Annotated in this window: 16 protein-coding genes; 8 read left to right on the forward strand and 8 right to left on the reverse strand. The window is 68.7% G+C overall.

The annotated features are described in order from the left end of the window. Nucleotides 1-52 precede the first annotated feature (52 nt). Nucleotides 53-523 (forward strand): 23S rRNA (pseudouridine(1915)-N(3))-methyltransferase RlmH, encoded by a 471-nt coding sequence (rlmH, locus tag ACFPN1_RS00100; RefSeq protein WP_386751935.1) that lies wholly within the window; start codon nt 53-55, stop codon nt 521-523. Between the two features lie 155 nt (nt 524-678). Here rlmH and ACFPN1_RS00105 read toward each other — a convergent pair whose 3' ends face one another. Together ACFPN1_RS00105 and ACFPN1_RS00110 are read right to left on the reverse strand one after the other, a co-directional pair. Next, the gene (locus ACFPN1_RS00105) at nt 679-1,359 is read right to left on the reverse strand and encodes an energy transducer TonB (RefSeq protein ID WP_386751937.1); all 681 of its coding nucleotides are present in this window, start codon (nt 1,357-1,359) and stop codon (nt 679-681) included. Between the two features lie 395 nt (nt 1,360-1,754). Continuing rightward, nucleotides 1,755-2,483 carry an SIMPL domain-containing protein gene (locus tag ACFPN1_RS00110; protein WP_386753990.1) on the reverse strand — a complete coding sequence of 243 codons (729 nt, stop codon included), beginning with the start codon at nt 2,481-2,483 and terminating at the stop codon, nt 1,755-1,757. 207 nt (nt 2,484-2,690) lie between these two features. Between ACFPN1_RS00110 and ACFPN1_RS00115 the strand changes: the two genes are divergently transcribed. From ACFPN1_RS00115 to tldD, 4 genes are all read left to right on the forward strand, one after another. Continuing rightward, nucleotides 2,691-3,296, forward strand: a complete 606-nt coding sequence (locus ACFPN1_RS00115) for a Maf family protein (RefSeq protein WP_386751938.1) — start codon at nt 2,691-2,693, stop codon at nt 3,294-3,296. After that, entirely contained in the window at nt 3,293-4,786 is a 1,494-nt protein-coding gene (rng, locus tag ACFPN1_RS00120; protein WP_386751940.1) for a ribonuclease G, read from the forward strand. Before ACFPN1_RS00115 ends, rng begins: the two co-directional genes overlap by 4 nt. A 129-nt stretch (nt 4,787-4,915) precedes the next feature. Then, on the forward strand, nt 4,916-8,812 hold the full coding sequence (locus tag ACFPN1_RS00125) for a YhdP family protein (protein WP_386751942.1): 3,897 nt from the start codon (nt 4,916-4,918) through the stop codon (nt 8,810-8,812). A gap of 154 nt (nt 8,813-8,966) precedes the next feature. Beyond that, on the forward strand, nt 8,967-10,412 hold the full coding sequence (gene tldD / locus ACFPN1_RS00130) for a metalloprotease TldD (RefSeq protein WP_386751944.1): 1,446 nt from the start codon (nt 8,967-8,969) through the stop codon (nt 10,410-10,412). A 377-nt stretch (nt 10,413-10,789) separates the two neighbouring features. Here the strand turns inward: tldD and yjgA are convergent, their stop codons facing one another. Further along, nucleotides 10,790-11,374: a ribosome biogenesis factor YjgA gene (yjgA, locus tag ACFPN1_RS00135; RefSeq protein ID WP_386751946.1), complete on the reverse strand. Its 585-nt coding sequence runs from the start codon at nt 11,372-11,374 to the stop codon at nt 10,790-10,792. An 87-nt stretch (nt 11,375-11,461) separates the two neighbouring features. Between yjgA and pmbA the strand changes: the two genes are divergently transcribed. Beyond that, nucleotides 11,462-12,829: a metalloprotease PmbA gene (gene pmbA, locus ACFPN1_RS00140; protein ID WP_386751948.1), complete on the forward strand. Its 1,368-nt coding sequence runs from the start codon at nt 11,462-11,464 to the stop codon at nt 12,827-12,829. A 74-nt stretch (nt 12,830-12,903) separates the two neighbouring features. Beyond that, the gene (locus ACFPN1_RS00145; protein WP_386751950.1) at nt 12,904-13,245 is read left to right on the forward strand and encodes a DUF4870 domain-containing protein; all 342 of its coding nucleotides are present in this window, start codon (nt 12,904-12,906) and stop codon (nt 13,243-13,245) included. Between the two features lie 58 nt (nt 13,246-13,303). On the opposite strand, the gene ACFPN1_RS00150 is transcribed toward ACFPN1_RS00145, so the two are convergent. From ACFPN1_RS00150 to tilS, 3 genes are read right to left on the reverse strand one after another with little or no spacing between them, the layout of a single operon-like run. After that, complete coding sequence (locus tag ACFPN1_RS00150) at nt 13,304-14,233, reverse strand: polyprenyl synthetase family protein (protein WP_386751952.1); 930 nt, start codon at nt 14,231-14,233, stop codon at nt 13,304-13,306. Continuing rightward, entirely contained in the window at nt 14,226-14,507 is a 282-nt protein-coding gene (locus tag ACFPN1_RS00155) for an exodeoxyribonuclease VII small subunit (RefSeq protein ID WP_386751954.1), read from the reverse strand. Before ACFPN1_RS00155 ends, ACFPN1_RS00150 begins: the two co-directional genes overlap by 8 nt. A 31-nt stretch (nt 14,508-14,538) precedes the next feature. Further along, nucleotides 14,539-15,858, reverse strand: coding sequence for a tRNA lysidine(34) synthetase TilS (gene tilS / locus ACFPN1_RS00160; protein ID WP_386751955.1), 1,320 nt, complete (start codon nt 15,856-15,858; stop codon nt 14,539-14,541). A 134-nt stretch (nt 15,859-15,992) separates the two neighbouring features. Between tilS and ACFPN1_RS00165 the strand changes: the two genes are divergently transcribed. Next, on the forward strand, nt 15,993-17,150 hold the full coding sequence (locus ACFPN1_RS00165) for an alpha/beta fold hydrolase (protein ID WP_386751957.1): 1,158 nt from the start codon (nt 15,993-15,995) through the stop codon (nt 17,148-17,150). 400 nt (nt 17,151-17,550) lie between these two features. Here ACFPN1_RS00165 and ACFPN1_RS00170 read toward each other — a convergent pair whose 3' ends face one another. Continuing rightward, entirely contained in the window at nt 17,551-18,510 is a 960-nt protein-coding gene (locus tag ACFPN1_RS00170) for an acetyl-CoA carboxylase carboxyltransferase subunit alpha (RefSeq protein ID WP_386751958.1), read from the reverse strand. A gap of 352 nt (nt 18,511-18,862) precedes the next feature. Then, on the reverse strand, nt 18,863-22,423 hold the full coding sequence (gene dnaE / locus ACFPN1_RS00175; RefSeq protein ID WP_386751959.1) for a DNA polymerase III subunit alpha: 3,561 nt from the start codon (nt 22,421-22,423) through the stop codon (nt 18,863-18,865). Between the last annotated feature and the right edge of the window lie 68 nt (nt 22,424-22,491).

The following is a 22,491-nucleotide window of genomic DNA, read 5'->3' on the forward strand; positions in this document are numbered from 1 at the left end:
GCTTCAGTGCGCACGACGACGGCGTTCCGGCCTCGTCCGCTACCATGCCGCCATGAAAGCCAAGCTCATCGCCGTCGGCGAACGCGCGCCGCGCTGGGTCGCGGAGGGATTCGGCGAATACCAGAAGCGCCTGTCGCACTGGCTGCCGCTGGAGCTCGTCGAGATCGAACCCGGCCTGCGCGGGAAGGGGCGCGACGCCGCGCGGGCAACGCAGGACGAAGGGGCGCGGGTACTGGGCGCGCTGCCGAAGCAGGCGACCGTGGTTGCGCTCGATGGGTGTGGACGGCTGTGGTCTTCGGAGCAACTGGCGCAGCGCCTGGAGCACTGGCGGGCGCAGGGCCGCGACCTGGCCTTCCTGATCGGCGGCCCCGAAGGCCATTCGCCCGACGTCATCGCGCGCGCCGACGAGCAGTGGTCGCTGGGTCCGCTCACGCTCCCGCACATGCTGGTCCGCCTGGTCGCGGCCGAGCAGCTTTATCGCGCCGCGGCGCTGTTGGCGAACCATCCGTACCACCGGGCGTAGTCCGTCTTCGCGCTGGTTCCTGCGGACGGCCTTGAAAGAGGTGAGGGCCGTGTTGCGACCCTCACCATGGTCCGCGTGTGCGTTCGGTGCGCAGCGGGCAGGCAACTACGTGTGCACGGCCGTAGGAGCGCCCCACGGGCGCCACCTGGTTGCATCTATCGATTGAGGTTGAATACCACCGGCACCAGGCCGATCGCCTGCACCGCACGGCCGCCCTCCATCGCGGGCTTGAAGCGCCACTTCGCCAGCACCTGTCGCTTCGCCGCGAGGTCGAGCATGCGATGGCCGCTGCTTTGCTCCACCTGCACGTCGATCGGCTTGCCGTCGACATCGACCAGCACGCGCAGTGTGACGGTGCCGGAGAGCGACTCGCGGATCGCTTCGATCGGATAGCGCGGTGCGGGTGCTTCCAGATACTCGAGATGCGCGCCGGCCAACGGTTTGGCGATGTCGTTGCCGCGTCCGAATTCCACCTTGGCGACTACCTCGGGCTCGGCCGGGAGGTCTCCTGGCAGTGCCTCGTCGAATACGGGCTGCTGCGGAAGTTCGATCTTCTGCGGAAGCGTCGGCGCGACAGGGTTCGTCCGTGGCGGTGTGATCTCGACCCGCTTGGGCGGTATGGGCGGCGGATTCTCGGGCAGCTTCCTTGGATGCACCTCATAGATCGTGGGCGGCATTGCTTCTTCCCTGAGCGGCACATGCATGCTCAATGGCGCCAGCAGCAACAGCAGCGCTGCGCCGTTGATGGCGAATGCGCCGGCTTCGGCGGAGATGCGGGTGAAGTCGAGCTTCGCGATGCGAAAGCGCGGTGCGTGCAGGGCATGGGTCTGGGCCATTTGCCACCTCCGGAAGTTGTCGGCAGGGATGACAACGGGCCGGTGTGGTGAATGGGGTTCAGCGTTATCGGACTGGGTCGATCGGCCGGCTTGCGTATGGAGTCGACGAAGTCATGCGCGGCGTGATCGAAGCTGTGCGCGATGACATGGCTGAAGCGTCGAAGCAGCTCGCTGCGCTCGCTCCCCTCATCCGCCTTCGGCACCTTCTCCCCGCAGGCGGGGAGAAGGGGAGCATCTTTGCGCGGGAGAACGAGAGCCGCGGTAGTCGGAAGGGCGGGCAGACAAAAAAGCAGCCGAGGTCGTGACGGCATACCACCACGCCGCAGACCGCAAAAGCAGAAGGCCCGCACAGGCGGGCCTTCGCTTCATGCGCCGGACGCAGGTGCGTCGCGGACTCAGCGGCCCAGTTCGAACACCACGTCCAGGTTGACGCTCAGGGTGTTTTCGCCCGGCGACACCGACGTGTCGGCTTCGGCCTTCATCGCCTGCATGCGCATCATCGGGATCGGCGGGTTGAAGCTGCCGCCTTCGCTGATGCTGACGATGCGACGCACCTTCATGCCCAGGGTCTTCGCGTACATCTCCGCGCGCGCCTGCGCGCTGGCGACGGCCTTCTGGCGGGCTTCGTCGAGCGCTTCGTCCTTCCTGTCGACGTCGAAGCTGGGGCCGTTGATCTGGTTGGCGCCCACTGCCGCCAGCGTGTCGAGGATCTTGCCCAGCTTCGCGACGTCGCGCACGGTGATGCTGACGGTGTTGTTGGCCTCGTAGCCGGTGATCGTCGGGGGCTGGTTGTCGCGGTACTGGTAAGTCGGGTTGAGGTTGATGCCGCTGGTCTGCACGTCGCGGTCGGCGATGCCGGCGGCCTTGATCGCGGCGACGACCTTGGCCATCTGCTCCGCATTGGCGCGCATCGCCGCGTTGGCATCGGTGGCGCGGGTGACCACGCCGGTCGACATGCGGGCGATGTCCGGAACGCGCCTGGCCTCGCCCTGCGCGGAGACGTTGAGCAGCGTGCCGTCGGTGGCGACGAAGGGCGTGGTCTGGGCGTTCGTGGGCATCGACGTGAAGGCTCCAAGGCTGAGGAAGGCCGCCAGCACAAGCGGGCGCAGGGCGAGGCGGGACATCGTCTGGGGCATGGTCGGACTCCGTGTGGGACGTGGGGGAAGCGCCGGGGTGCGGGCACTGTGCGCGGGTACGGTAAACGATTCGTGAGCCGGGTCAGGGTTACGTGATCGCGGCCGGGGTGGCCACCAGTCAGCCCGGGTTATTCTTCCGGCCTCGCGAATTCTCCGCCGCGCGCCTGTCATGGCCGCGCCGGCCACAAGGACCCGATGCTCTATCTCGCTTCCCAATCCCCGCGCCGGCGCGAACTGCTGGGCCGCCTCGGCCTGCCGTTCGGCATCATCGATCTCGACGTGCCCGAACAGCGCGCGCCCGGCGAACCGGCGGAGGACTACGTCCGCCGCGTCGCCCGCGAGAAGGCCGGAGCGGGCCTGCTGAAGGTGATGGCCAATCCCGCCGCGCTGGTGCTGGGCAGCGACACCGAAGTGGTGCTCGACGACGAGGTCTTCGGCAAGCCGCGCGATGCCGAAGATGCCGCGGGCATGCTGCGACGGTTGTCCGGTCGCACGCACCAGGTGATCTCGGCGGTGTCGCTGGTGTCCCCTTCGCGCGAACGCCAGACCGTTTCGATCTCGCAGGTGACCTTCGCCGCGCTCAGCGCCGCGCAGATCGACGCCTATATCGGCGGCGACCAATGGCAGGGCAAGGCCGGCGCCTATGCCATCCAGGGTTTCGCCGAAACCTTCATCACGCGCCTGGACGGCAGCTATTCCGGCGTGATGGGCCTGCCGGTGCACGAGACCGCGCAGCTGTTGCGCGAATTCGGGCTCGAACCGGTACCTCCGGCATCGCGCACGCCGGTGGCAACGCCATGACGGAAGAGATCCTCGTCAACGTCACCCCGCGCGAGACCCGCGTCGCCGTGGTCGAGAACGGCATGCTGCAGGAACTGCACATCGAGCGCGGCTGGCGGCGCGGCGTGGTCGGCAACATCTACAAGGGGCGCGTGCAGCGGGTGATGCCCGGGATGCAGGCGGCGTTCGTCGAAATCGGCCTTGATCGCGCGGCGTTCCTGCATGCGGCGGACATCGTGAAGCCGACGCAGGTCGTGGAAGGCGAGGGCGAGGACGCGGTCGCGCCACTGCCGCCCGCGCCGACGCGGCCGATCGCCGAACTGCTGCGCGAAGGCCAGGACATCATCGTGCAGGTGGTCAAGGATCCGATCGGCAGCAAGGGCGCGCGCCTGACCACGCAGCTGAGCATTCCCTCGCGCTATCTCGTGCTGTTGCCGCGCAACCGCGTCGTGGGCGTTTCGGCGCGCATCGAGGACGAAGCCGAGCGCGCGCGTCTCAAGACGCACGTCACCGCGCTGTCTCCGGCGGGCGCGCAGCACGGCTACATCGTGCGCACCAATGCCGAAGGGCAGCCGGAAGAGGCGCTGGCCGAGGACGTCGCCTACCTCAACCGTGCATGGCAGCTGATCGAGGAGAAGTCCGCGAGCGCAAGAGTCGGCGAGCGCGTGTACGAGGATCTCAGCCTGCCGCTGCGCGCCGTGCGCGACCTGATGCGCAAGGACGTGGAGAAGGTGAAGGTCGATTCGCGCGAGACCAGCGAGCGGCTGAAGGCGTTCGCCGCGCAGTACATGCCCGGGCTGGCCGAGAAGATCGAGCATTACACCGGCGCGCGTCCGATCTTCGACCTGTACGGCGTGGAGGACGAGATCCAGCGCGCGCTCGACAAGGAAGTGCCGCTGAAGTCCGGCGGTTACCTCGTCATCGACCAGACCGAGGCGATGACGACGATCGACGTGAACACGGGCTCGTTCCTGGGCCAGCGCAACCTCGAGGAAACCGTCTATCGCACCAATCTCGAGGCTGCGCAGTCGGTCGCCCGTCAGCTGCGCCTGCGTAACCTTGGCGGCATCATCATCATCGACTTCATCGACATGACCGATGCCGAGCACCGCCGCCAGGTGCTGCGTCAGCTGGAGAAGTCGCTGACCCGCGACCACGCCAAAACCACGGTGTACGAATTCTCGCCGCTGGGTCTGGTGGAAATGACGCGCAAGCGCACCACGGAAAGCCTGGAGCGGCAACTGAGCGAGCCCTGCCATGAATGCGGCGGCCGCGGCACGCTGAAGACGCCGGAGACCGTGACCTACGAAATTTTCCGCGAGATCGTGCGCCAGGTGCGGCAGTTCGACGCCGCGCGCCTGCTGGTGATCGCCTCGCCGAAAGTCGTCGCGCGCATTACCGACGAGGAATCCGCGTCGGTCGCGGAGCTGGAAGAGTTTCTCGGCAAGTCGATCCGCTTCCAGGCCGACGAGCAGTACGCGCAGGAGCAGTTCGATGTCGTGTTGCTTTGAGGCCGGTATTCGGGATTCGGGATTCGTGATTCGTAAGAGCGAAGGCCTGCTGCTGCGAGGCGGCGTGATGCTTCTGCCAATCACGAATTGCGAGTTGCGAATCACGGCATCGCTCGGAGCACGATGCTGATGCCTACGCCGATCCGCCGCCGACTACGCATGGCCCGTCGTGGCGTCGGCTACACGGTGGCGATTGCGCTCGTGCTGGTGGCGCTGCTGCTGGGTGCGGCCAGCCAGGTGTTGCCGCTGGCCGAGAGTCATCCGGCGCGCATTGCGGCGTGGCTCAGCGAGCGTGCGGGGCGGCCGGTCGCGTTCGATCGCGTCGAAGCCGCATGGACCCGACGCGGCCCGGTGCTGAAACTGGATAATTTGCGCATCGGTGAAGGCGCGCGCGCGTTCACTGTCGGCGACACCGAGATGCTGGTGTCGGTATATGCCGGCCTGTTGCCCGGCCACGCCTTTTCCGAGCTGCGCCTGCGCGGCCTCGACCTCACGCTCGAACGCAGCGCGGACGGCCGCTGGCAGGTGCGTGGCCTGCCCGGACAGCAGCAGGCGGGCAGCGATCCGTTCTCCGCGCTGGAAGGCCTGGGCGAATTGCAGGTGATCGGCGGCAAGCTCGCCGTGATCGCGCCGTCGCTGGGCATCGACGCGCGCATACCGCGGGTGCATCTGCGCCTTCGCGTCGATGGCGATCGCGTGCGCGCGGGCGTGCGCGCGTGGCCGCATCTGGAGGCGACGCCGCTCGATGCGGTGCTCGATTTCGACCGCCGCAAGGGCGATGGTCGCGCGTATGCCGGCGCCAGGCGCGCCGACCTCGCCGCATGGGGCGCCTTGCTGCATGCGCACGGCATCGCGGTGGAAAGCGGCGTCGGTCGCGCCGAGGCCTGGGGCACGCTGCAGGGCAACCGCATCGCCGCTGTCACGGTGGACGCGATGCTGGACAACGTCGTGCTGCGCGGACGCCCCATCGACAGCGGTACGCCTGCGCCTCGCAGCCACTACCCGCATGTCGAAGCGCGCGCGACCTATCGCCTGATCGACGGCGGCTGGCGCGTGGATGCGCCGCGCCTGCGCATCGGTCGCGCCGACGACGCACAGAAGCTCGATGGACTGCTCGTTGCCGGCGGCGAGAACTACGCGGTGCAGGCGCGGCAGGTCGATGCCGGTCCGCTGTTCGCGGCGCTCGCGCTCAGCGACAGGTTGTCGCCCGGATTGCGCCACTGGCTGCAGGCGGCACAACCGATGGCCGTGCTGCGCGACGTCGAACTCGCCGGACGCCGCAACGGTCCGCTGCGCTTGCATGCCGTCGTCAGCGACCTCGGCTTCGATTCCGTCGGCAAGTCGCCGGGCCTGCACGGCCTGGGTGGCGAGCTCGACGCCGACGGCAACGGCTTCACCCTGCGTTTCGATCCCGCCGCGGAAGTGAGCTTCGACTGGCCGGAAGGCTTCGGCGTGGTGCACACGCTGAAGCTGCGCGGACAAGCCGGCGGCTGGCGCGAAGGCGCGGGCTGGCGCGTAGGCACCACCGCCCTGCGCATCGACGCGCGAACGAAGTTCGGCAGCTACGGCGCCAATGCCCGTGGCGGCCTGTGGTGGCAGGGCGACGGCTCGCGGCCGTGGATCGACATCGCCGCCGACGTCGACGACACCACCGTGCCGGTCGCGAAGAGCTTCTGGTTGCGCAAGGACATGGCGCCCACCGCCGTGCACTGGCTCGACACCGCCCTGGTGGCGGGTCGGGTGACGGGCGGTCGCGCGGTCGTGTCGGGCGATCTCGACGACTGGCCGTTCCGCAACAACACCGGCCTGTTCGAAGCCACCGGCCACATCCGCGACGCGACGATCCGCTTCGACGGGGGCTGGCCCGCTGCGCAGGGGCTCGAGGCGGACACGCGCTTCACCGGCATCGGTTTCGACGTGGCCGGGACCGCGAAGCTGGGTGAAGTGGGCATCCGTCATATCGAGGCGGGCGTCGACGACTACCGCGGCGGTGCGCTGACCGTGAAGGCGCAGGGCAGCGGCGATGCGAACCAGCTGCTGGCGGTGCTCAGGCAGAGTCCGCTGCAGAAGGAGAACGCGGACACCTTCGCCAACGTGCGCGCGAGCGGGCCGGCCGACGTCGGCTTCGGCCTGAAGCTGCCGTTCGTCCATGGCAAGAGCATGACGATCGACGGCACGGTCGCACTGAAGAACGCAAAGCTCGCCGATCCGCGCTGGAAGCTCGCGTTCGACCAGGTCAACGGCAGCGCGGTCTATTCGCGCGGTGGCTTCAAGGCCGAGAACCTCGCCGTGCGCCACGAGGGCGAGCCGGGACGGTTGTCGCTGCGCGCCGGCACGCAGTACGTGCGCGATGCGGCGCATGTGTTCGAAGCCGGGCTCGAGGCGAGCCTGGGCGCGACCGAACTGATCGATCGCGCCGAAGACCTGGGCTGGCTGAAGCCGTACCTGTCCGGCCGTTCGCTGTGGACGGTCGGCATCGCCATCCCGCACTCGGCACCGGGCAAGCCCGCGCCGACCCTGCTGCAGCTGGATTCGAATCTGGTCGGCACCGCGCTCGCCCTGCCTGCGCCGATGCGCAAGGCGGCCGCCACGCCGATGGCGACCTCGATCGCCACGCCGTTGCCGCTGGGCAGCGGCGACATCCGCGTCGGCTTCGGCAACGTGATGGCCTTGCGCGCACGCAGCAGCAAGGGACAGACGGGCGTGCGGGTGCTGCTCGGCGCATCGCGCGTCGACGAGGCGGCGCCGGCGTCGGGGCTGGTCGCCAGCGGTCGCGCCGAAACGCTCGATGCCATCGACTGGATCGCGCTCACCCGCGGCGGCGAAGGCGGCAGCACGCTGCCGCTGCAGCGCATCGACGTGACCGCGCATCGTCTGCAACTGATCGGCGGCGAATTCGCCGATACCCGGGTCATCGTGGCGCCTGCCGCGCGCGGCGCCATCGCGATCCAGGCCGAAGGCGCCGCGCTGCAGGGCGCGCTGCTGGTTCCGGCGAACGCGAACGAAGCCATCGCCGGCCGCCTGCAGCGCGTGTACTGGCGCCCGGCGACCTCGGCCGGGGACACGGCCGTCGCGGCGAACGCGCCCGCCGCCGCGTCGACGTCGGCATCGTCGCCTCCGCAAGCCGCCACAGCGCCGGCGGCGCGCACCGCCGTGATCGGCGAGGACATGGATCCGGCGCGGATTCCGCCGCTGACGATCGATATCGACGAACTCCATCTTGGCGATGCGAAGCTGGGCAGTGCGAAGGTGCGCACGCATCCGACGGCAGCGGGCATGCGCATCGAGCAGTTGCAGACGCGCACCGCGAAGCACCGCATCGACCTCAGCGGCGACTGGACCGGAAAGGGAGCCGCGGCCAATACCCGCCTCAAGGTCACCATCGGCAGCGACGACTTCGGCGCGCTGCTGGCCGGGTTCGGCATGGGGCAGCGCCTGGGCGGTGGCGAGGGCACGGTGAAGTTCGACGCCGGCTGGCCCGGCAGTCCGGTCGCCTTCCGGCTCGAGCAGCTCGACGGCAGCCTGCAGCTCGATGCGCGCGAAGGCCGCCTGCTGGAAATCGAACCGGGCGCGGGGCGCGTGCTGGGCCTGCTCAGCCTTGCGCAGTTGCCGCGGCGCCTGACCCTGGATTTCCGCGACCTGTTCTCCAAGGGCTTCGCCTTCAACGAGATGAAGGGCACCGTGCACTTCGGCAACGGCCAGGCGCGCAGCGACAAGCTGGTGATCGATGGACCGGCCGCCACGATCGATATCCGCGGCGCCGCCGACCTGCATGCCCAGAGTTACGACCAGACCATCGAGGTCCGGCCCAAGGCCGGCAATCTGCTGACCGCGATCGGCGCGGTGGCGGGCGGTCCGGTCGGGGCGGCGATCGGCGCGGCCGCCAATGTCGTGCTCAACAAGCCGCTGGGATCGCTGGCAGCGAAGACCTACCGCGTCACCGGGCCATGGAAGGAGCCCAAGGTCGAGGTGATCTCGCGCGAGCAGAGCCGCGCGGAAGCGGCCGTGGCGCCACCGTCGGGTTAGCGGCGGCGCCGTGCCGGGTTGGGATCGGGCCCGGCCACCTCCATCATGGTCCATGATGGCCACCGCACCGGCGCTGGCCGCCCGCGCGCCGCCCGTCGGCGCGGCGATCCCGCGTTTCACGCCCCGCTCCTTTCCCTCCCTCCATGGTTTCTCGATGACCCTGCCGATCCAGCTCGCCGAATCCCGCCTCCTGCTGCCTGCCGGCCTCGACACCGGCGGCCTCGAACGCGCGTTCGGCACGCTGCTGGGCCCGGGCGTGGACTTCGGCGACCTGTATTTCCAGCACGCGCGGCGCGAGAGCTGGACCGTGGAGGACGGCATCGTCAAGGAAGGCGCGCACTCGATCGAGCAGGGCGTCGGCGTGCGCGCGATCAGCGGCGAGAAGACCGGCTTCGCCTATTCCGACGAAATCAACACCGCGGCGCTGCTGGAGGCTTCGCGCTCGGCGCGGGCGATCGCGCGGGACGGTTCCACCCAGGGCATGCGCGCGCTGGTGCGCGGCAACGGGCGCGCGCTGTATCCGAGCGACGATCCGATCGATTCGCTGGGCAACGAGGACAAGGTCGAGGCCCTGCGCCGCATCGACCGCTACGTGCGCGCCGCCGACCCGCGCGTGCAGCAGGTGGTGGTGAGCCTGTCGGGTGGTATCGACACGGTGCTGGTCGCACGCAGCGACGGCGTGCTCGCCGCCGACGTGCGGCCGCTGGTGCGCTTCAACGTGCAGGTCATCGTCGAACAGAACGGCCGCCGCGAAAGCGGCTATGCCGGCGGTGGCGGGCGCTATTCGTATGCCGAGCTGCTCGGCGGCGGCAAGCCCGAGGCGCTGGCGAAGGAAGCCTTGCGCCAGGCGCTGGTGAACCTCGACGCCATCGATGCACCGGCCGGGGTGATGCCGGTGGTGCTCGGCTCCGGCTGGCCGGGCGTGCTGCTGCACGAAGCCGTCGGCCATGGCCTGGAAGGCGACTTCAACCGCAAGGGCACCTCGACCTACGCCGGCCGCATCGGCCAGCGCGTGGCCTCGCCGGGCGTGACCATCGTCGACGACGGCACGCTGCCGGGGCGGCGTGGTTCGCTCAACATCGACGACGAAGGCACGCCGACCAACTGCACGACGCTGATCGAGGACGGCGTGCTCGTCGGCTACATGCAGGACACGCTCAACGCGCGCCTGATGGGCATGGCGCCCACCGGCAACGGCCGCCGCGAATCCTTCGCGCACCTGCCGATGCCGCGCATGACCAACACCTACATGCTCGCGGGCACGCACGATCCGGAGGAGATGCTCCGCTCGGTGAAGAGGGGCCTGTACGCAGTGAACTTCGGCGGCGGGCAGGTCGACATCACGTCGGGCAAATACGTGTTCTCCGCCACGGAGGCGTACCTGATCGAGGACGGCAAGGTCACCGCGCCGGTGAAGGGCGCGACGCTGATCGGCAACGGCCCGGAAACCATGCAGCGCGTGAAGATGATCGGCCACGACCTCGCGCTGGACGAAGGCGTGGGCGTGTGCGGCAAGGACGGCCAGAGCGTGCCGGTCGGCGTGGGCCAGCCGTCGCTGCTGATCGAAGCACTGACGGTGGGCGGGACGCAGGCGGCCTGAGGGCGGGTTTCATGACGGTGCTGTGCGATGGCAATTGCGCGTCGTCCAGTCCTTGCGACGGGATCGAGGCGGACCAGCCTGCGGTCTCGGCGTCGGGCCGCGTTGGCCTTCGCCGCTCTCGCCTGTCGTCCCGACGCCATTGCCCGTCATCCCTGCACCGTGACTCGTCATCCCTGCATCGTGACGCGTCATCCCAGCGCCGTGACGCGTCATCCCAGCGAACGCTGGGATCCATGTTGCTACGACCGTTGTTGTCGCCGATGAAGCCAAGGTCAAAATGGATCCCGGCTTGCGCTGGGATGACGATTTCGGGTGTTTCGGCTACGCGTGTTTCGACTTCGGATGTTTCGACTTCGGATGTTTCGACTACGCGGGCGTCAGGAATCCTGATCGTCCTCGAATGCGTCGTCGCCGCCGTCTTCCTGCGACTCCTCGCCTTCCGTACCCGAACTCATCAGTTCGCGCAGTTCCCGGTACAGCTCCCGGAACGCACGCGGCGGCTTGTTGCGCTTGCGTTCCTCCAGCGCATTGCGCACCAGCTGGCGCAGGGACTGGCGATCGGCGGACGGGTATTCGTCCAGCAGCTGTGCGAGCGCCGCATCGCCTTCGGCCAACAGGCGGTCGCGCCAGGTTTCGATGCGGTGCATCGCCGCGACTTCGCGGCGGGCGGTTTCGCCCTTTTCGTCCAGCGCGTCGCGGATCGCAGCCAGCACCTCGTCGTCCTCGCGTCGCATCTGCTTGGCCAGGTACTGCAGCTGGCGCTTGTGCGCGATCTGCGCGGTAATGCGCTTGCATTCGCGGATGTGCGGCAGCAGCGATTCGGGCACGGGCAATTTCGCCAGCTGCGCCTCGGTCAGCGACACCAGCTTCTCACCCAGGGTCAGTACCTCCAGCGCATCGCGCCGTTGCTGGCTGCGGCTGGGGCTGAAAAATTCGCCGGTTTCTTCGTCACGACCACGCATCGGGCACCACGGCTGTTGTAGTGCCTGCCGGCACGTCAGGAATTCACATCGCATGCCGGGCGACCGGCACCGGAAAAGGATAAATCATTGAACGCCATCATCCCGGCACCCCCCGCCCACGACGACAGCCAGGCCCGCCTGGACCGCCTCGCCGACATCGCCCGGCGCCTGCTCGACGGCTGCCGCGCGCGCGGCGCGAGCGAGGCCGAAGTCTCGTGTTCGGAAGAAACCGGGCTCAGCGTCAACGTGCGCATGGGCGAGGTCGAAACCGTGGAAGCGACCCGCGATCGCGGCATCGCGGTCACCGTGTTCTTCGGCAAGCGCAAGGGCAGCGCCAGCACGGCGGACCTGCGCGAGGACAGCCTCGACGCCACCGTGGAGCAGGCCTGCGCGATCGCGCGCCATACCGAGGACGACGAGGCGGCCGGCCTGGCCGATCGCGAGCGGATGGCGACGGAGCTGCGCGAATTCGATGGCTGGCATCCGTGGGCGATCGAAGCCGACCAGGCGATCGACCTCGCGCTGGCCTGCGAAACGGCCGGCCGCGACGCGGACCGTCGCATCGAGAATTCCGACGGCGCGTCGCTGGGCAGCGGCAGCAGCCTGAGCGTGTACGCGAACTCGCACGGTTTCGTCGGCCGCGAGCGCAGCACCAACCACAGCATCGGTTGCGCGCTGATCGCCGGCCGCGGCGACGCCATGCAGCGCGACGGCTGGTACAGCTATGCGCTGGCCGCGGAGGACCTCGAATCGGCCGCCGCCATCGGTCGTCGCGCGGCCGAGCGGGCCGCATCGCGGCTGGCGCCGAAGCAGGTCCCGACGGGCGACTACCCGGTGGTGTTCGCGGCGGAAGTCGCGCGCTCGCTCATCGGCCACCTGGTCGGCGCGGTGTCGGGCGGCGCGTTGTACCGGAAGGCGAGCTTCCTCGTGGACAGCGCGGGGACGCGGCTGTTCCCGGACTGGTTCGCCATCGAGGAGCGGCCTTTCATGCGCCGCGGACTGCGCTCGGCGGCCTTCGACGCGGAGGGCGTGGCCACGCGCGAATCGCCGCTGGTCCGCGACGGCGTGCTGCAGCGCTACGTGCTGGGCAGCTATTCGGCACGCAAGCTGGGCCTGGCGACCACCGGCAATGCCGGCGGCGTGCACAACCTGGAAGTGGCGGCGAATGCCGGCGACCTCCCTTCCATGCTCCGTGCCATGGGCCGCGGCCTGCTGGTCACCGAGCTGATGGGGCAGGGCGTGAACACGGTGACCGGCGACTACTCGCGCGGCGCCGCCGGGTTCTGGATCGAGGACGGGGCAATTGCGTATCCCGTCGACGGCATCACCATCGCCGGCAACCTGCGCGCGATGTTCGGCGCCATCGAAGCCGTCGGCAGCGACGTCGATCCGCGCTCGCACATCCGCACGGGGTCGATCCTCGTCGGCCGCATGACCGTCGCCGGCGAGAGCTGAGCGGACTTCCCTTGACAGTGCCGGATGGGCGCGGGAGAGTGCCGACTCCGTTCGCGCACTGCTAGGGGAAAGCAATGAACCAGCAAGTCTCGTCCTCCGACGACAAGACCTTGGCGATGGTCACGCACCTGTCGGGGATCTTCCTCGGCTTCGTGATGCCGCTGATCGTCTGGTTGATCAACAAGGACAAGGAAGACAAGGGATACCTTGTCGAGCAGTCCAAGGAAGCACTGAATTTCCAGATCACCGTCGCGATCGCGATGGTCGTGTCGTGGATCCTGATGTTCGTCCTGATCGGCCTGCTGCTGCTGCCGGCAGTGGCCCTGGCCAATCTGGTCCTGTGCATCATCGCGGCGGTCAAGACCAGCGAAAGCGAGACCTACCGCTATCCGTTCACGCTGCGCCTGATCAAGTGACGCAGCCTGATCCGCATGCGAAAACGCCGGCCCCGTGCCGGCGTTTTTCTTTGGACGATCAGCGGTCGCGCTCGATGGCCAAGCGACCCAGCGCGGCCAGCGCATCGGCACGCGGCCCCAGGCCAGCGAGCGCGTCGTGCATGACGGCAGCCAGCTCCGCCAGTCGCGCGCGGGAGGCGTCCAGTCCGAGCAGGGCGGGGAAGGTGGCCTTGTCCTGGGCCGCATCCTTGCCGGCGGTCTTGCCCAGGATCTGGCTGCTGCCCTCGACGTCGAGGATGTCGTCGCGCACCTGGAAGGCGAGGCCCAGCGCGTCCGCGTAGCGGTCGAGGCGTTGCAACAGGTCGGCACCGGCGCCGCCGCACAGCGCGCCCATGCGCACCGAGGCGCGGATCAGCGCACCGGTCTTGAGCGAATGCAGGCGTTCGAGCTGCGGGACGGTGATGGTGCGGCGGTCGGCTGTTTCGTCTTCCGCGCCGCGCTGCGGCGCCGGCGCTTGCCGCAGTGCGGTCGCATCGATGTCGAGGGCCTGTCCGCCACACATGCCCGCGGCACCGGAGGCCTGCGCGAGCGTGCGCAGCAGCGCCACGCGCACGTCATCGGCGACGCCGGTGTCCGCCAGCACGTCGAAGGCCAGCGATTGCAGCGCATCGCCGGCGAGGATCGCGGTGGCTTCGTCGAACGCCACGTGCACCGTGGGCTGTCCGCGGCGCAGCGCATCGTCATCCATGGCCGGCAGATCGTCGTGGACCAGCGAGTAGGCGTGGACCAGCTCGACCGCCGCAGCGGGCGCGTCCAGCGCGGTTTCGTCGGCGCCGGCCAGCAGGCCGCTGGCATAGACCAGCAGCGGTCGCATGCGCTTGCCGCCGAGCAGCACGGCGTGGTGCATGGCGGCATGCAGGCGTTGCGGTGACGTATCCGGGGCAGGCAGGGCGCGCAGCAGCGCGGCATCGACGCGGACGCGCCAATGCTGGAACAGCGAATCAGGCATCGGGCGATGCGAAGGGTTCGGCGCCGGCGGGATCCTGCGGGTCGCTGAGCAGGCGAACGCGCAGCTCGGCCTGTTCCAGCGCGGTCTGGCACTTGCGATAGAGGCCTACGCCGCGCTCGTACGCGGCCAGCGATTCTTCCAGGCTCATCTCACCGCGTTCCATCTGTTCGACCAGTTGTTCGAGCGCGTCCAGCGACTGCTCGAAGTCGGCCACGTGGCTGGTTGCAGCCGGCGAAGCGGCGGGCGTCTCGTTGTCGGGGGGGCGGGCGGCCATGGCGAAAGTGTGAGGGGCGGGTGCGGGACGGTCAATCGCGCGGATCCGCCGTGACCGTTGCCGGTTGCCGCCATTCCAGCCGGGCGCCGCGTTCACGCAGCCAGGTGTCGAAGGCGGCGGAATAGGCGAGGTCGCCGACCGCCAGTACTTCGCCATCGGCGTCCAGCAGCAGCGGCAGGTGCTCGCGCACCCACGGCGGAACGCCGAGGTCCTGCAGCAGGTGCTTGAGCGCGTGCGAGTGCGTGCGCCCCGGCAGGATCATGCGCTCGCCGCCCTGGCGCGCGGCGAGCGTCAGCGGCGCGGCGAATGCCGGGGCGCCATGCAGCGCGAGCGTGGCGCCGTCGGGCAGTACCAGCGGCGCCGCGCCGTCCCACGCCTGTCGCCACGATGCGGCCAGCGCCGACTGCACCGGTGCCGCGTGCAACAGGTCGCGCCAGGCGCGGATGCGCGCGTCCTGCCAGCGGAAGCAGGGCGCGGCATCGGCGCGCGCAGGCAAAAGGTCGGCTTCGATGCGTGCCACGCCTTGCGCAGGCAACGGCGGCAAGCCGAGCGACGCGATCCAGCGGCGCAGCACGCGCGCGCGACGCGCGACCGGCAGTTCGCGCAGCCGGTCACGCGACAGCACCTGCGGATCGGCAGTGCGGACCAAGGCGAGACAGCGCGCGTCTTCCGCACCGAGCAGTTCGTCCGCCTGCGCGCACAGGGCGGCCGACGCGGCAAAGGCATCGACGGCGTGCGGCCAGCGTTCGCGCAGCAGCGGCAGGACGCGGTTGCGCAGGAAGTTGCGGTCGAAGCGGTCGTCGGCGTTGCTGGGGTCCTGGACCCAGGACAATCCCTGCGCCTGTGCGTAGTCCTGCAGCTGCGCGCGGGTGCAATCGAGCAGCGGACGCCAGAGCCAGCCGCGGCCGAAGCGTTGCAGCGGACGGATGCTGCCCAGTCCGTCGGTGCCGGAGCCGCGCAGCGCGCGCAGCAGGAAGGTTTCCGCCTGGTCGTCGCGGTGATGCGCGAGTGCCAGCACTTCGTCTTCCCGGAGTTCGGACGCAAAGGCCGCGCGACGTGCGTGGCGCGCCGCCGATTCCAGTCCTTCTCCGGTTGGTGCGACGTCCACCCGCACGCTTCGCAACGGCACCTGCAGGCACGCGCAGGCGTCTTCGCAGTGCGATTGCCATGCATCGGCGTCGGCGTGCAGTCCATGGTGCACGTGCAGCGCGCGCAAGCCGCGTTGCCGCACTTCGGGCAACTGCGCCAATGCATGCAGCAGCGCCATCGAATCCAGCCCGCCGCTGAGTCCGACCACGAACGCGCCGCCGCTGGGCAAGCCCGAAGCCGGAATGAGCCGGGACGTGGTCATCGCGACATCGTAGCGCGGCCGCACCGCGCGGCGCGCGTTGCGGCCAGGCGGCGAAGGGTTGCAGTGACGCATGGCACGACACCGCGCTGCCGGCATTCGCGACAATCCGTTGCAAGCCCACACGGAGAATGCGGATGAATTCGATTGGACGCTTCGCTTCGTCCTTGCTGTTGACTGCGCTGGCCTCGGCGTCCGTGGCCCATGCCGACGATGCGACCACCGCCCGCAAGCCCTTCGGACAGGACGATGCGCGCGCGATCATCGCCCAGAGCCGGAAAATCCTTTCGCCGCAGGGCATCGAGGAGGTGAAAGCGGTGGAAATCGGCGGCATCCGCCAATGGATCTCGGTGCGCGGCAACGATCGTCGCAATCCGGTCCTGCTGTACGTCCACGGCGGTCCGGGCTCGGTGGAGATGGTCGAGTCCTATGGCTACCAGCGACCCTGGGAAGACTTCTTCACCGTGGTGCAATGGGACCAGCGCGGCGCGGGCAAGACGTTCGCTTCGAACACGCCCGAGGCGATGGCGCCGCGCATGAGCATCGACGGCATGGTCGCCGATGCCGAAGAGATGATTCGTTACCTGATGGCCACCTACGGCAAGAAGAAGATCTTCGTGCTCGGCCATTCCTGGGGCAGCGTGGTCGGTGAGGAAGTCGCGCGCCGGCATCCGGAATGGCTGCACGCGTACATCGGTGCCGGGCAGATTGCGGACATGCGCGCCAGCGAGGCGATCGGCTACGAGTGGGCGCTGCAGCAGGCGCGCACGCAGGGCAACCAGGAGGCGATCCGCGAACTCGAAGCGCTGGCGCCGTATCCCGGCCCGGCCGGGAAGCTCACCATCGAGCGCATCGGCACGCAGCGCAAATGGAACATGTACTACGGCGGGCTCGCCTGGGGCCGCACCGACTTCAAGCCGTTCGACGACGCGCGCAAGCTTTCGCCCGACTACAGCAACGCGGAAGTGGCGGCGATCGACCAGGGCAGCCTGTTCTCGCTGCAGCACTTGCTGACGCCGTTGGCATCGGTGGATTTCAGCCGCAACACGCGCTTCGACACGCCGGTGTTCCTCTTCAACGGCCGCCACGACTACACCACTTCGTTCGAAGTGGCCGCGCGCTGGTTCGAAACGTTGCAGGCACCGCTCAAGCGGATGTTCTGGTTCGACGACTCGGCGCACATGATGATGCAGGAGCAGCCGGGGCGGTTCCTGATGCATCTGGTCAACGACGTGCGTCCGCTGGCGGTGAAGGCGGGGGATGCGCCGCCGGAGGAGGAGGGGTCAGGGAAGTAGGCTCATCGCGGCCGCCCGCTTCGGTTTTTTGCTCATCATTCCCGCCTTCGCGGGGATGACGGGCAAAGGCTAGTCGCTGGATCCCGCCTGCGCGGGATGACGGGCTAGGGCAAATTCACTGGATCCCTGCTTGACCGAACATTTGTTCGTTGAAGCCGCAGGGATGATCGGCAAAAAGGCAAAGTCGCTGGATCCCTGCTTTCGCAGGGATGACGGGCAATAGGGCAAAGTCGCTGGATCCCTGCTTTCGCAGGGATGACGGGCACTAGGGCAACGTCGCTGGATTACCGGCTTCGCCGTTTTGTAAAACGCTTCCCGCATGCGCGGGAATGACGAGCCATGGATGTCGGGTGCGGCCAGGCGGAATTCGTCACGCGCAGCGCCTGCGCCGCCACCCGCTTTACGCCGCCTCGTACGCGCCGTAGCTGCGCAGGCGCTTGTAGCGGCGATCGAGCAGCTGCGGCACCGGTATTTGTTCGAGCGCGTCGAGCTCGTTCATCAGCACGGCCTTCAGGCGCCTGGCCATCTGCGTGGGATTGCGGTGCGCGCCGCCGATGGGCTCGCGCACGATCTTGTCGATCAGGCCGAGTTCCTTCAGGCGCTTGGCGGTCATGCCCAGCTGCTCGGCGGCGTCCTTCGCCTTCTCCGCGGTCTTCCACAGGATCGAGGCGCAGCCTTCCGGCGTGATCACCGAGTAGGTGCTGTATTCGAGCATCAGCGTGCGGTCGCCCACGCCGATCGCGAGCGCGCCGCCGGAGCCGCCTTCGCCGATCACGGTGCAGATGATCGGCACCTTCAGCTCGGACATCTCCAGCAGGTTGCGGGCGATGGCTTCGGACTGGCCGCGCTCTTCCGCATCGATGCCGGGCCATGCGCCGGCGGTGTCGATGAAGGTGAGGATGGGCAGGCCGAAACGTTCGGCCAGCTTCATCAGGCGCAGCGCCTTGCGGTAACCCTCGGGCTTGGGCATGCCGAAGTTGCGGCGCACCTTGGCCTTGGTGTCGCGACCCTTCTCATGGCCGATCACGACGACACTGCGGCCATCGATGCGCGCGAGACCGCCGACGATGGCGTTGTCGTTGGCGAAGGCGCGGTCGCCAGCGAGTTCCTGGAATTCGTCGCAGATCACGCGCAGGTAATCGAGCGTGTACGGGCGGGCCGGATGGCGCGCCAGTTGCGAGACCTGCCACGGGGTGAGGTCGCGGAAGATGTGCGCGGTGCGCAGGCGCAGCTTTTCGCGCAGCGCGTGCACTTCGGCATCGACATTGACCGCCGGGCCATGGCTGGCATGCAGCACTTCCTGGATGCGGGCTTCCAGGTCGGCGATGGGTTGTTCGAAGTCGAGGTAGTTCGGGTTCATGCGCTGGCCGCGGCCGGTGAGGGGCGGAAGTGTAGCCGAGGTGAGGGAAAGGGGCCGTACGGGGGTGTTTGTTGGGGGGCGGGAAGTGCGATGGTGGTCCAGTGGGAAGCGGGCTCCCGCGCCTGTTTTGGATCAGACACTTTTCTGCTTCGCCGCCACCTTCCCTCCGCGGGCTAGCGCCCGCTCCGACCTTTCCCCGCGTCACCTCTCGCGCCGCTTGCGGGGAGAGGGAAAAGTCACCCTCGCCACCTGCGCGAAGAAGGAAAGTCGCCCTCGCCCCGCTTGCGGGAAGCGGGACTTCGCGCAGCGAAGCAGAGTGAGGGGACGTGTCGCCTAGTAGGCGATCTGCAAATCACCAGGGCCGCGAGAACGCCAGCTTCACCGTCCGCACCCCCGGCTGCGAGCGCAGCGCGCCGGGCAGGTCCGCGTCGACGCGGATCGAATGGGTGCCATTGAGATCGAGCATCCCCGCCGCGCCTTCGCGCAGCAGGTCCAGGCGCAGCGGGGTCGCGCCCGGGCGGTGCTTCGCCAGCAGCGAGTCCACGCGTGCCCACGTGCCCGGCACGCGCAAATCCAGGCGCAGCGACAGGCGTTGCGCATGTTTCGCGCACAGCTGCGAGTAATCCCAGCAACGCTGCGCCTTCAACGCGAAGCCACCGCTGAAGGCGTCCTCGCGCAGGCCGCCCTGCACGATCAGCAGACGGTCGCGCGCGATCAGCTGCGCGAATTCGTTGTAGGTCTCGGCGAAGAAGGCGCATTCGAGGCGGCCGCGGCCATCCTCGATCTGCACGAACATCTGGCTGTCGCCCTTCTTGCGCAGGCCGACGACCTGGCCGGCGACCACGGTTTCCAGTTCCGGCCGCCAGCCGCTGCGCGCGCTTTCGGGGCGCGATTCCCAGATGCGTTCGAGATCGCCCAGGTCGTGTCCGACCAGGGCGCGCAACTCTTCGCGATACGGGTCGAAGGGATGGCCGCTGAGGTAATGGCCGAGCGTCTCGCGCTCGCCGCTGAGCAGTTGCACGAGCGGCCATTCGTCCGTCTCGCGCAATTCGATGTGGATGGTCGGCGCGGCCGACTCCATGCCGCCGAACAGCGACACCTGGCCGGCTTCGCGTTCGCGCGCGAGCTGGTCGGTGGCCTTGAGCACTTCGGGCAACTGCAGCGCGAGGCTCGCGCGGTTCTTCCCCAGCGCATCGAGCGCACCGGCCTGGATCAGGGCCTCCAGCGCGCGCTTGTTGAGCTTGCTGCTGTCCACCCGCTTGCAGAAGTCGAGCAGGTCGGTGAACTCGCCCGCGCGCCGCGCTTCCACGATCGCTTCGCAGGCGCCGCGGCCGACGCCCTTCACCGCGCCGATGCCGTAGCGGATCGTGTCCGGCGTCACCGCCTCGAACATGTACGCCGAAGCGTTCACGTCCGGTGGCAGCACGGTCAGGCCCATCACCCGCGCTTCGTCCAGGAAGCCCACCACCTTGTCGGTGTTGTCCATGTCCGAGGACATCACCGCGGCCATGAATTCGGCCGGGTAGTGCACCTTGAGCCACGCGGTCTGATAAGCGACCAGCGCGTACGCGGCCGAGTGCGACTTGTTGAAGCCGTACTCGGCGAACTTCTCCATCAAGTCGAAGATCGGGCTCGCCTGGCTCGCGGGGATCCCGCGCTCGGCGCAGCCCGCCTCGAACTTGGCGCGCTCCTTCGCCATCTCCTCGGGCTTCTTCTTGCCCATCGCGCGGCGCAGCATGTCGGCGCCGCCGAGCGTGTAGCCCGCCAGCACCTGCGCGATCTGCATCACCTGCTCCTGGTACACGATCACGCCGTAGGTCGGCGCGAGTACCGGTTCGAGCAGCGGATGCGGGTAGGTGACTTCGGTATTGCCGTGCTTGCGGTCGACCCATTCGCGATCCATCCCCGAACCCAGCGGGCCGGGGCGGAACAGCGCGGCGAGCGCGATGATGTCTTCGAACGTGTCGGGTCGCGCGCGCTTGAGCAGCTCGCGCATGCCGCGCGATTCGAACTGGAACACCGCGACGGTGTCGCCGCGCGCGAACAGTTCGTAGGTCGGTTTGTCGTTGAGCGGGAGTGCGGTGATGTCCAGCGGACCGCTGGCCTCCATGCCGCCCACCACCGCGCCGGGGAGCAGCGTTCCCGCCTTCGCCTCGCGTTCGCGGCGCGCGTTGATCGCCTTCACGGCCCAGTCGATGATCGTGAGCGTGCGCAGGCCGAGGAAGTCGAACTTCACCAGGCCGACCGCTTCGACGTCGTCCTTGTCGAACTGCGTCACCGGGTTCTTGCCGCGGCCTTCGCCGTCGTGTTCGGCGAACAGCGGGCAGAAATCGCTCAGCGGCGAGGGCGCGATCACCACGCCGCCGGCGTGCTTGCCGGCGTTGCGGGTCAGGTCTTCCAGGCTGCGCGCGAGGTCGAGCAGATCGCGGACTTCGTCCTCGGCGTGGTAGCGCTGGATCAGGTCGGCCGAGGCGAGGTTCGGATCCTTCTTCGCCGCCTCCGATTCGCCCAGCGCGTCGTCGAGGCAGATGCCCAGCGTGTTCGGGATCAGCTTGGCGATGCCGTCGACCATGCCGTAGGGATGGCCGAGCACGCGCCCGGAGTCGCGCACCACCGCCTTCGCCGCCATGGTGCCGTAGGTGATGATCTGCGAGACGCGGTCGCGGCCGTACTTGCGCGCAACGTAGTCGATCACCTCGTCGCGGCGGTCCATGCAGAAGTCGATGTCGAAGTCGGGCATCGACACGCGTTCGGGATTGAGGAATCGCTCGAACAGAAGGTCGTACGGCAACGGATCGAGGTCGGTGATGCCGATCGCCCAGGCCACCAGCGACCCCGCACCGGAACCGCGGCCCGGCCCCACCGGAATGCCCTGCGCCTTACCCCAGTTGATGAAGTCCGCCACGATCAGGAAGTAGCCGGGGAACCCCATCTTGATGATGACGTCCAGCTCGGTTTCCAGGCGCGCGTCGTAGTCCTCGCGGGCCTTGCCCGGCGCCAGCGGGTTCTTCTCCAGGCGCGCGGCGAGGCCTTCGCGCGCGGAGTTGCGCAGCCACGATTCGATCGTGTGCTCGCTGGGCACCGGGAAGGCCGGCAGCGCGTATTCGCCCAGCTTCATCGTGACGTTGCAGCGCGTGGCGAGCGCCACCGCGTTGTCGATCGCGTCGGGCACGTCGGCGAACAGCTTCGCCATTTCCTCCGACGACTTCAGGTACTGCTCGGCGCTGTACTCGCGCGGGCGCTTGGGATCGTCGAGGACACGGCCGGAGGCGATGCACACGCGCGCTTCGTGCGCCTCGAAGCCTTCGGCATCGATGAAGCGCACGTCGTTGCTGGCGATGACGGGAATGCCGCGGCGCGCGGCGGCGTGCAGGGCGAAGGCGTTGAAGGCGTCCTCGCCTTCGCGGCCGGTGCGGGTGAGCTCGAGGTGCAGGCGATCGCCGAAGACTTCGCGCCAGTCGGCGAGCGAGGCTTCGGCCAGTTCGTGGCGGTGGCTGGCGACCAGTTGCCCGGCCAGCGACCTGCGGCCGGCCAGCGCGAACAATCCCGCGTTCTCCTCGCGCAGCCATTCCGGGCGGATCGCCACGCCGTCGATGCGGTGGCCTTCCATCCACGCGCGGGTGAGCAGGCGCGAGAGGGTGAGGTAACCGCTGCGGTCGCGGCACAGCAGGGTCATGCGCGCCGGCGTCTCGTTGCCGTCGGCCAGGCCGATGTCGGCGCCGATGATCGGCTTGAGCCCCGCGCCTTCGGCGGCCTTGTAGAACTTGACCGCGGCGAAGAGGTTGTCGAGGTCGGTGATCGCTACCGCCGGCTGCCGCAGCTTCGCGCAGCGCTTGACCAGCTCGCCGATGCGGATCGTCGAGTCGGCGAGCGAGTACTCGCTGTGGAGGTGGAGATGAACGAAGCGGGACATGCGGACCAGGACAAACCGGTTCCGCAGGTTAGCAGTCGCGGCGCGCCGGGAGGAGGTTGACTTTCGGC

Source organism: Lysobacter yangpyeongensis, assembly GCF_042655745.1.
Classification (GTDB): Bacteria; Pseudomonadota; Gammaproteobacteria; order Xanthomonadales; family Xanthomonadaceae; genus Agrilutibacter; species Agrilutibacter yangpyeongensis.

Excerpts from the sequence above, each read along its gene's own strand:
- ACFPN1_RS00155 (WP_386751954.1), bottom strand. The coding sequence starts at position 14,507 with ATGGCCGCCCGCCCCCCCGACAACGAGACGCCCGCCGCTTCGCCGGCT.
- ACFPN1_RS00115 (WP_386751938.1), top strand. The coding sequence starts at position 2,691 with ATGCTCTATCTCGCTTCCCAATCCCCGCGCCGGCGCGAACTGCTGGGC.
- dnaE (WP_386751959.1), bottom strand. The coding sequence starts at position 22,423 with ATGTCCCGCTTCGTTCATCTCCACCTCCACAGCGAGTACTCGCTCGCC.
- ACFPN1_RS00170 (WP_386751958.1), bottom strand. The coding sequence starts at position 18,510 with ATGAACCCGAACTACCTCGACTTCGAACAACCCATCGCCGACCTGGAA.
- tldD (WP_386751944.1), top strand. The coding sequence starts at position 8,967 with ATGACCCTGCCGATCCAGCTCGCCGAATCCCGCCTCCTGCTGCCTGCC.
- yjgA (WP_386751946.1), bottom strand. The coding sequence starts at position 11,374 with ATGCGTGGTCGTGACGAAGAAACCGGCGAATTTTTCAGCCCCAGCCGC.
- ACFPN1_RS00150 (WP_386751952.1), bottom strand. The coding sequence starts at position 14,233 with ATGCCTGATTCGCTGTTCCAGCATTGGCGCGTCCGCGTCGATGCCGCG.
- ACFPN1_RS00105 (WP_386751937.1), bottom strand. The coding sequence starts at position 1,359 with ATGGCCCAGACCCATGCCCTGCACGCACCGCGCTTTCGCATCGCGAAG.
- ACFPN1_RS00125 (WP_386751942.1), top strand. The coding sequence starts at position 4,916 with ATGCCTACGCCGATCCGCCGCCGACTACGCATGGCCCGTCGTGGCGTC.
- rlmH (WP_386751935.1), top strand. The coding sequence starts at position 53 with ATGAAAGCCAAGCTCATCGCCGTCGGCGAACGCGCGCCGCGCTGGGTC.
- ACFPN1_RS00145 (WP_386751950.1), top strand. The coding sequence starts at position 12,904 with ATGAACCAGCAAGTCTCGTCCTCCGACGACAAGACCTTGGCGATGGTC.
- rng (WP_386751940.1), top strand. The coding sequence starts at position 3,293 with ATGACGGAAGAGATCCTCGTCAACGTCACCCCGCGCGAGACCCGCGTC.
- tilS (WP_386751955.1), bottom strand. The coding sequence starts at position 15,858 with ATGACCACGTCCCGGCTCATTCCGGCTTCGGGCTTGCCCAGCGGCGGC.
- ACFPN1_RS00165 (WP_386751957.1), top strand. The coding sequence starts at position 15,993 with ATGAATTCGATTGGACGCTTCGCTTCGTCCTTGCTGTTGACTGCGCTG.
- ACFPN1_RS00110 (WP_386753990.1), bottom strand. The coding sequence starts at position 2,483 with ATGTCCCGCCTCGCCCTGCGCCCGCTTGTGCTGGCGGCCTTCCTCAGC.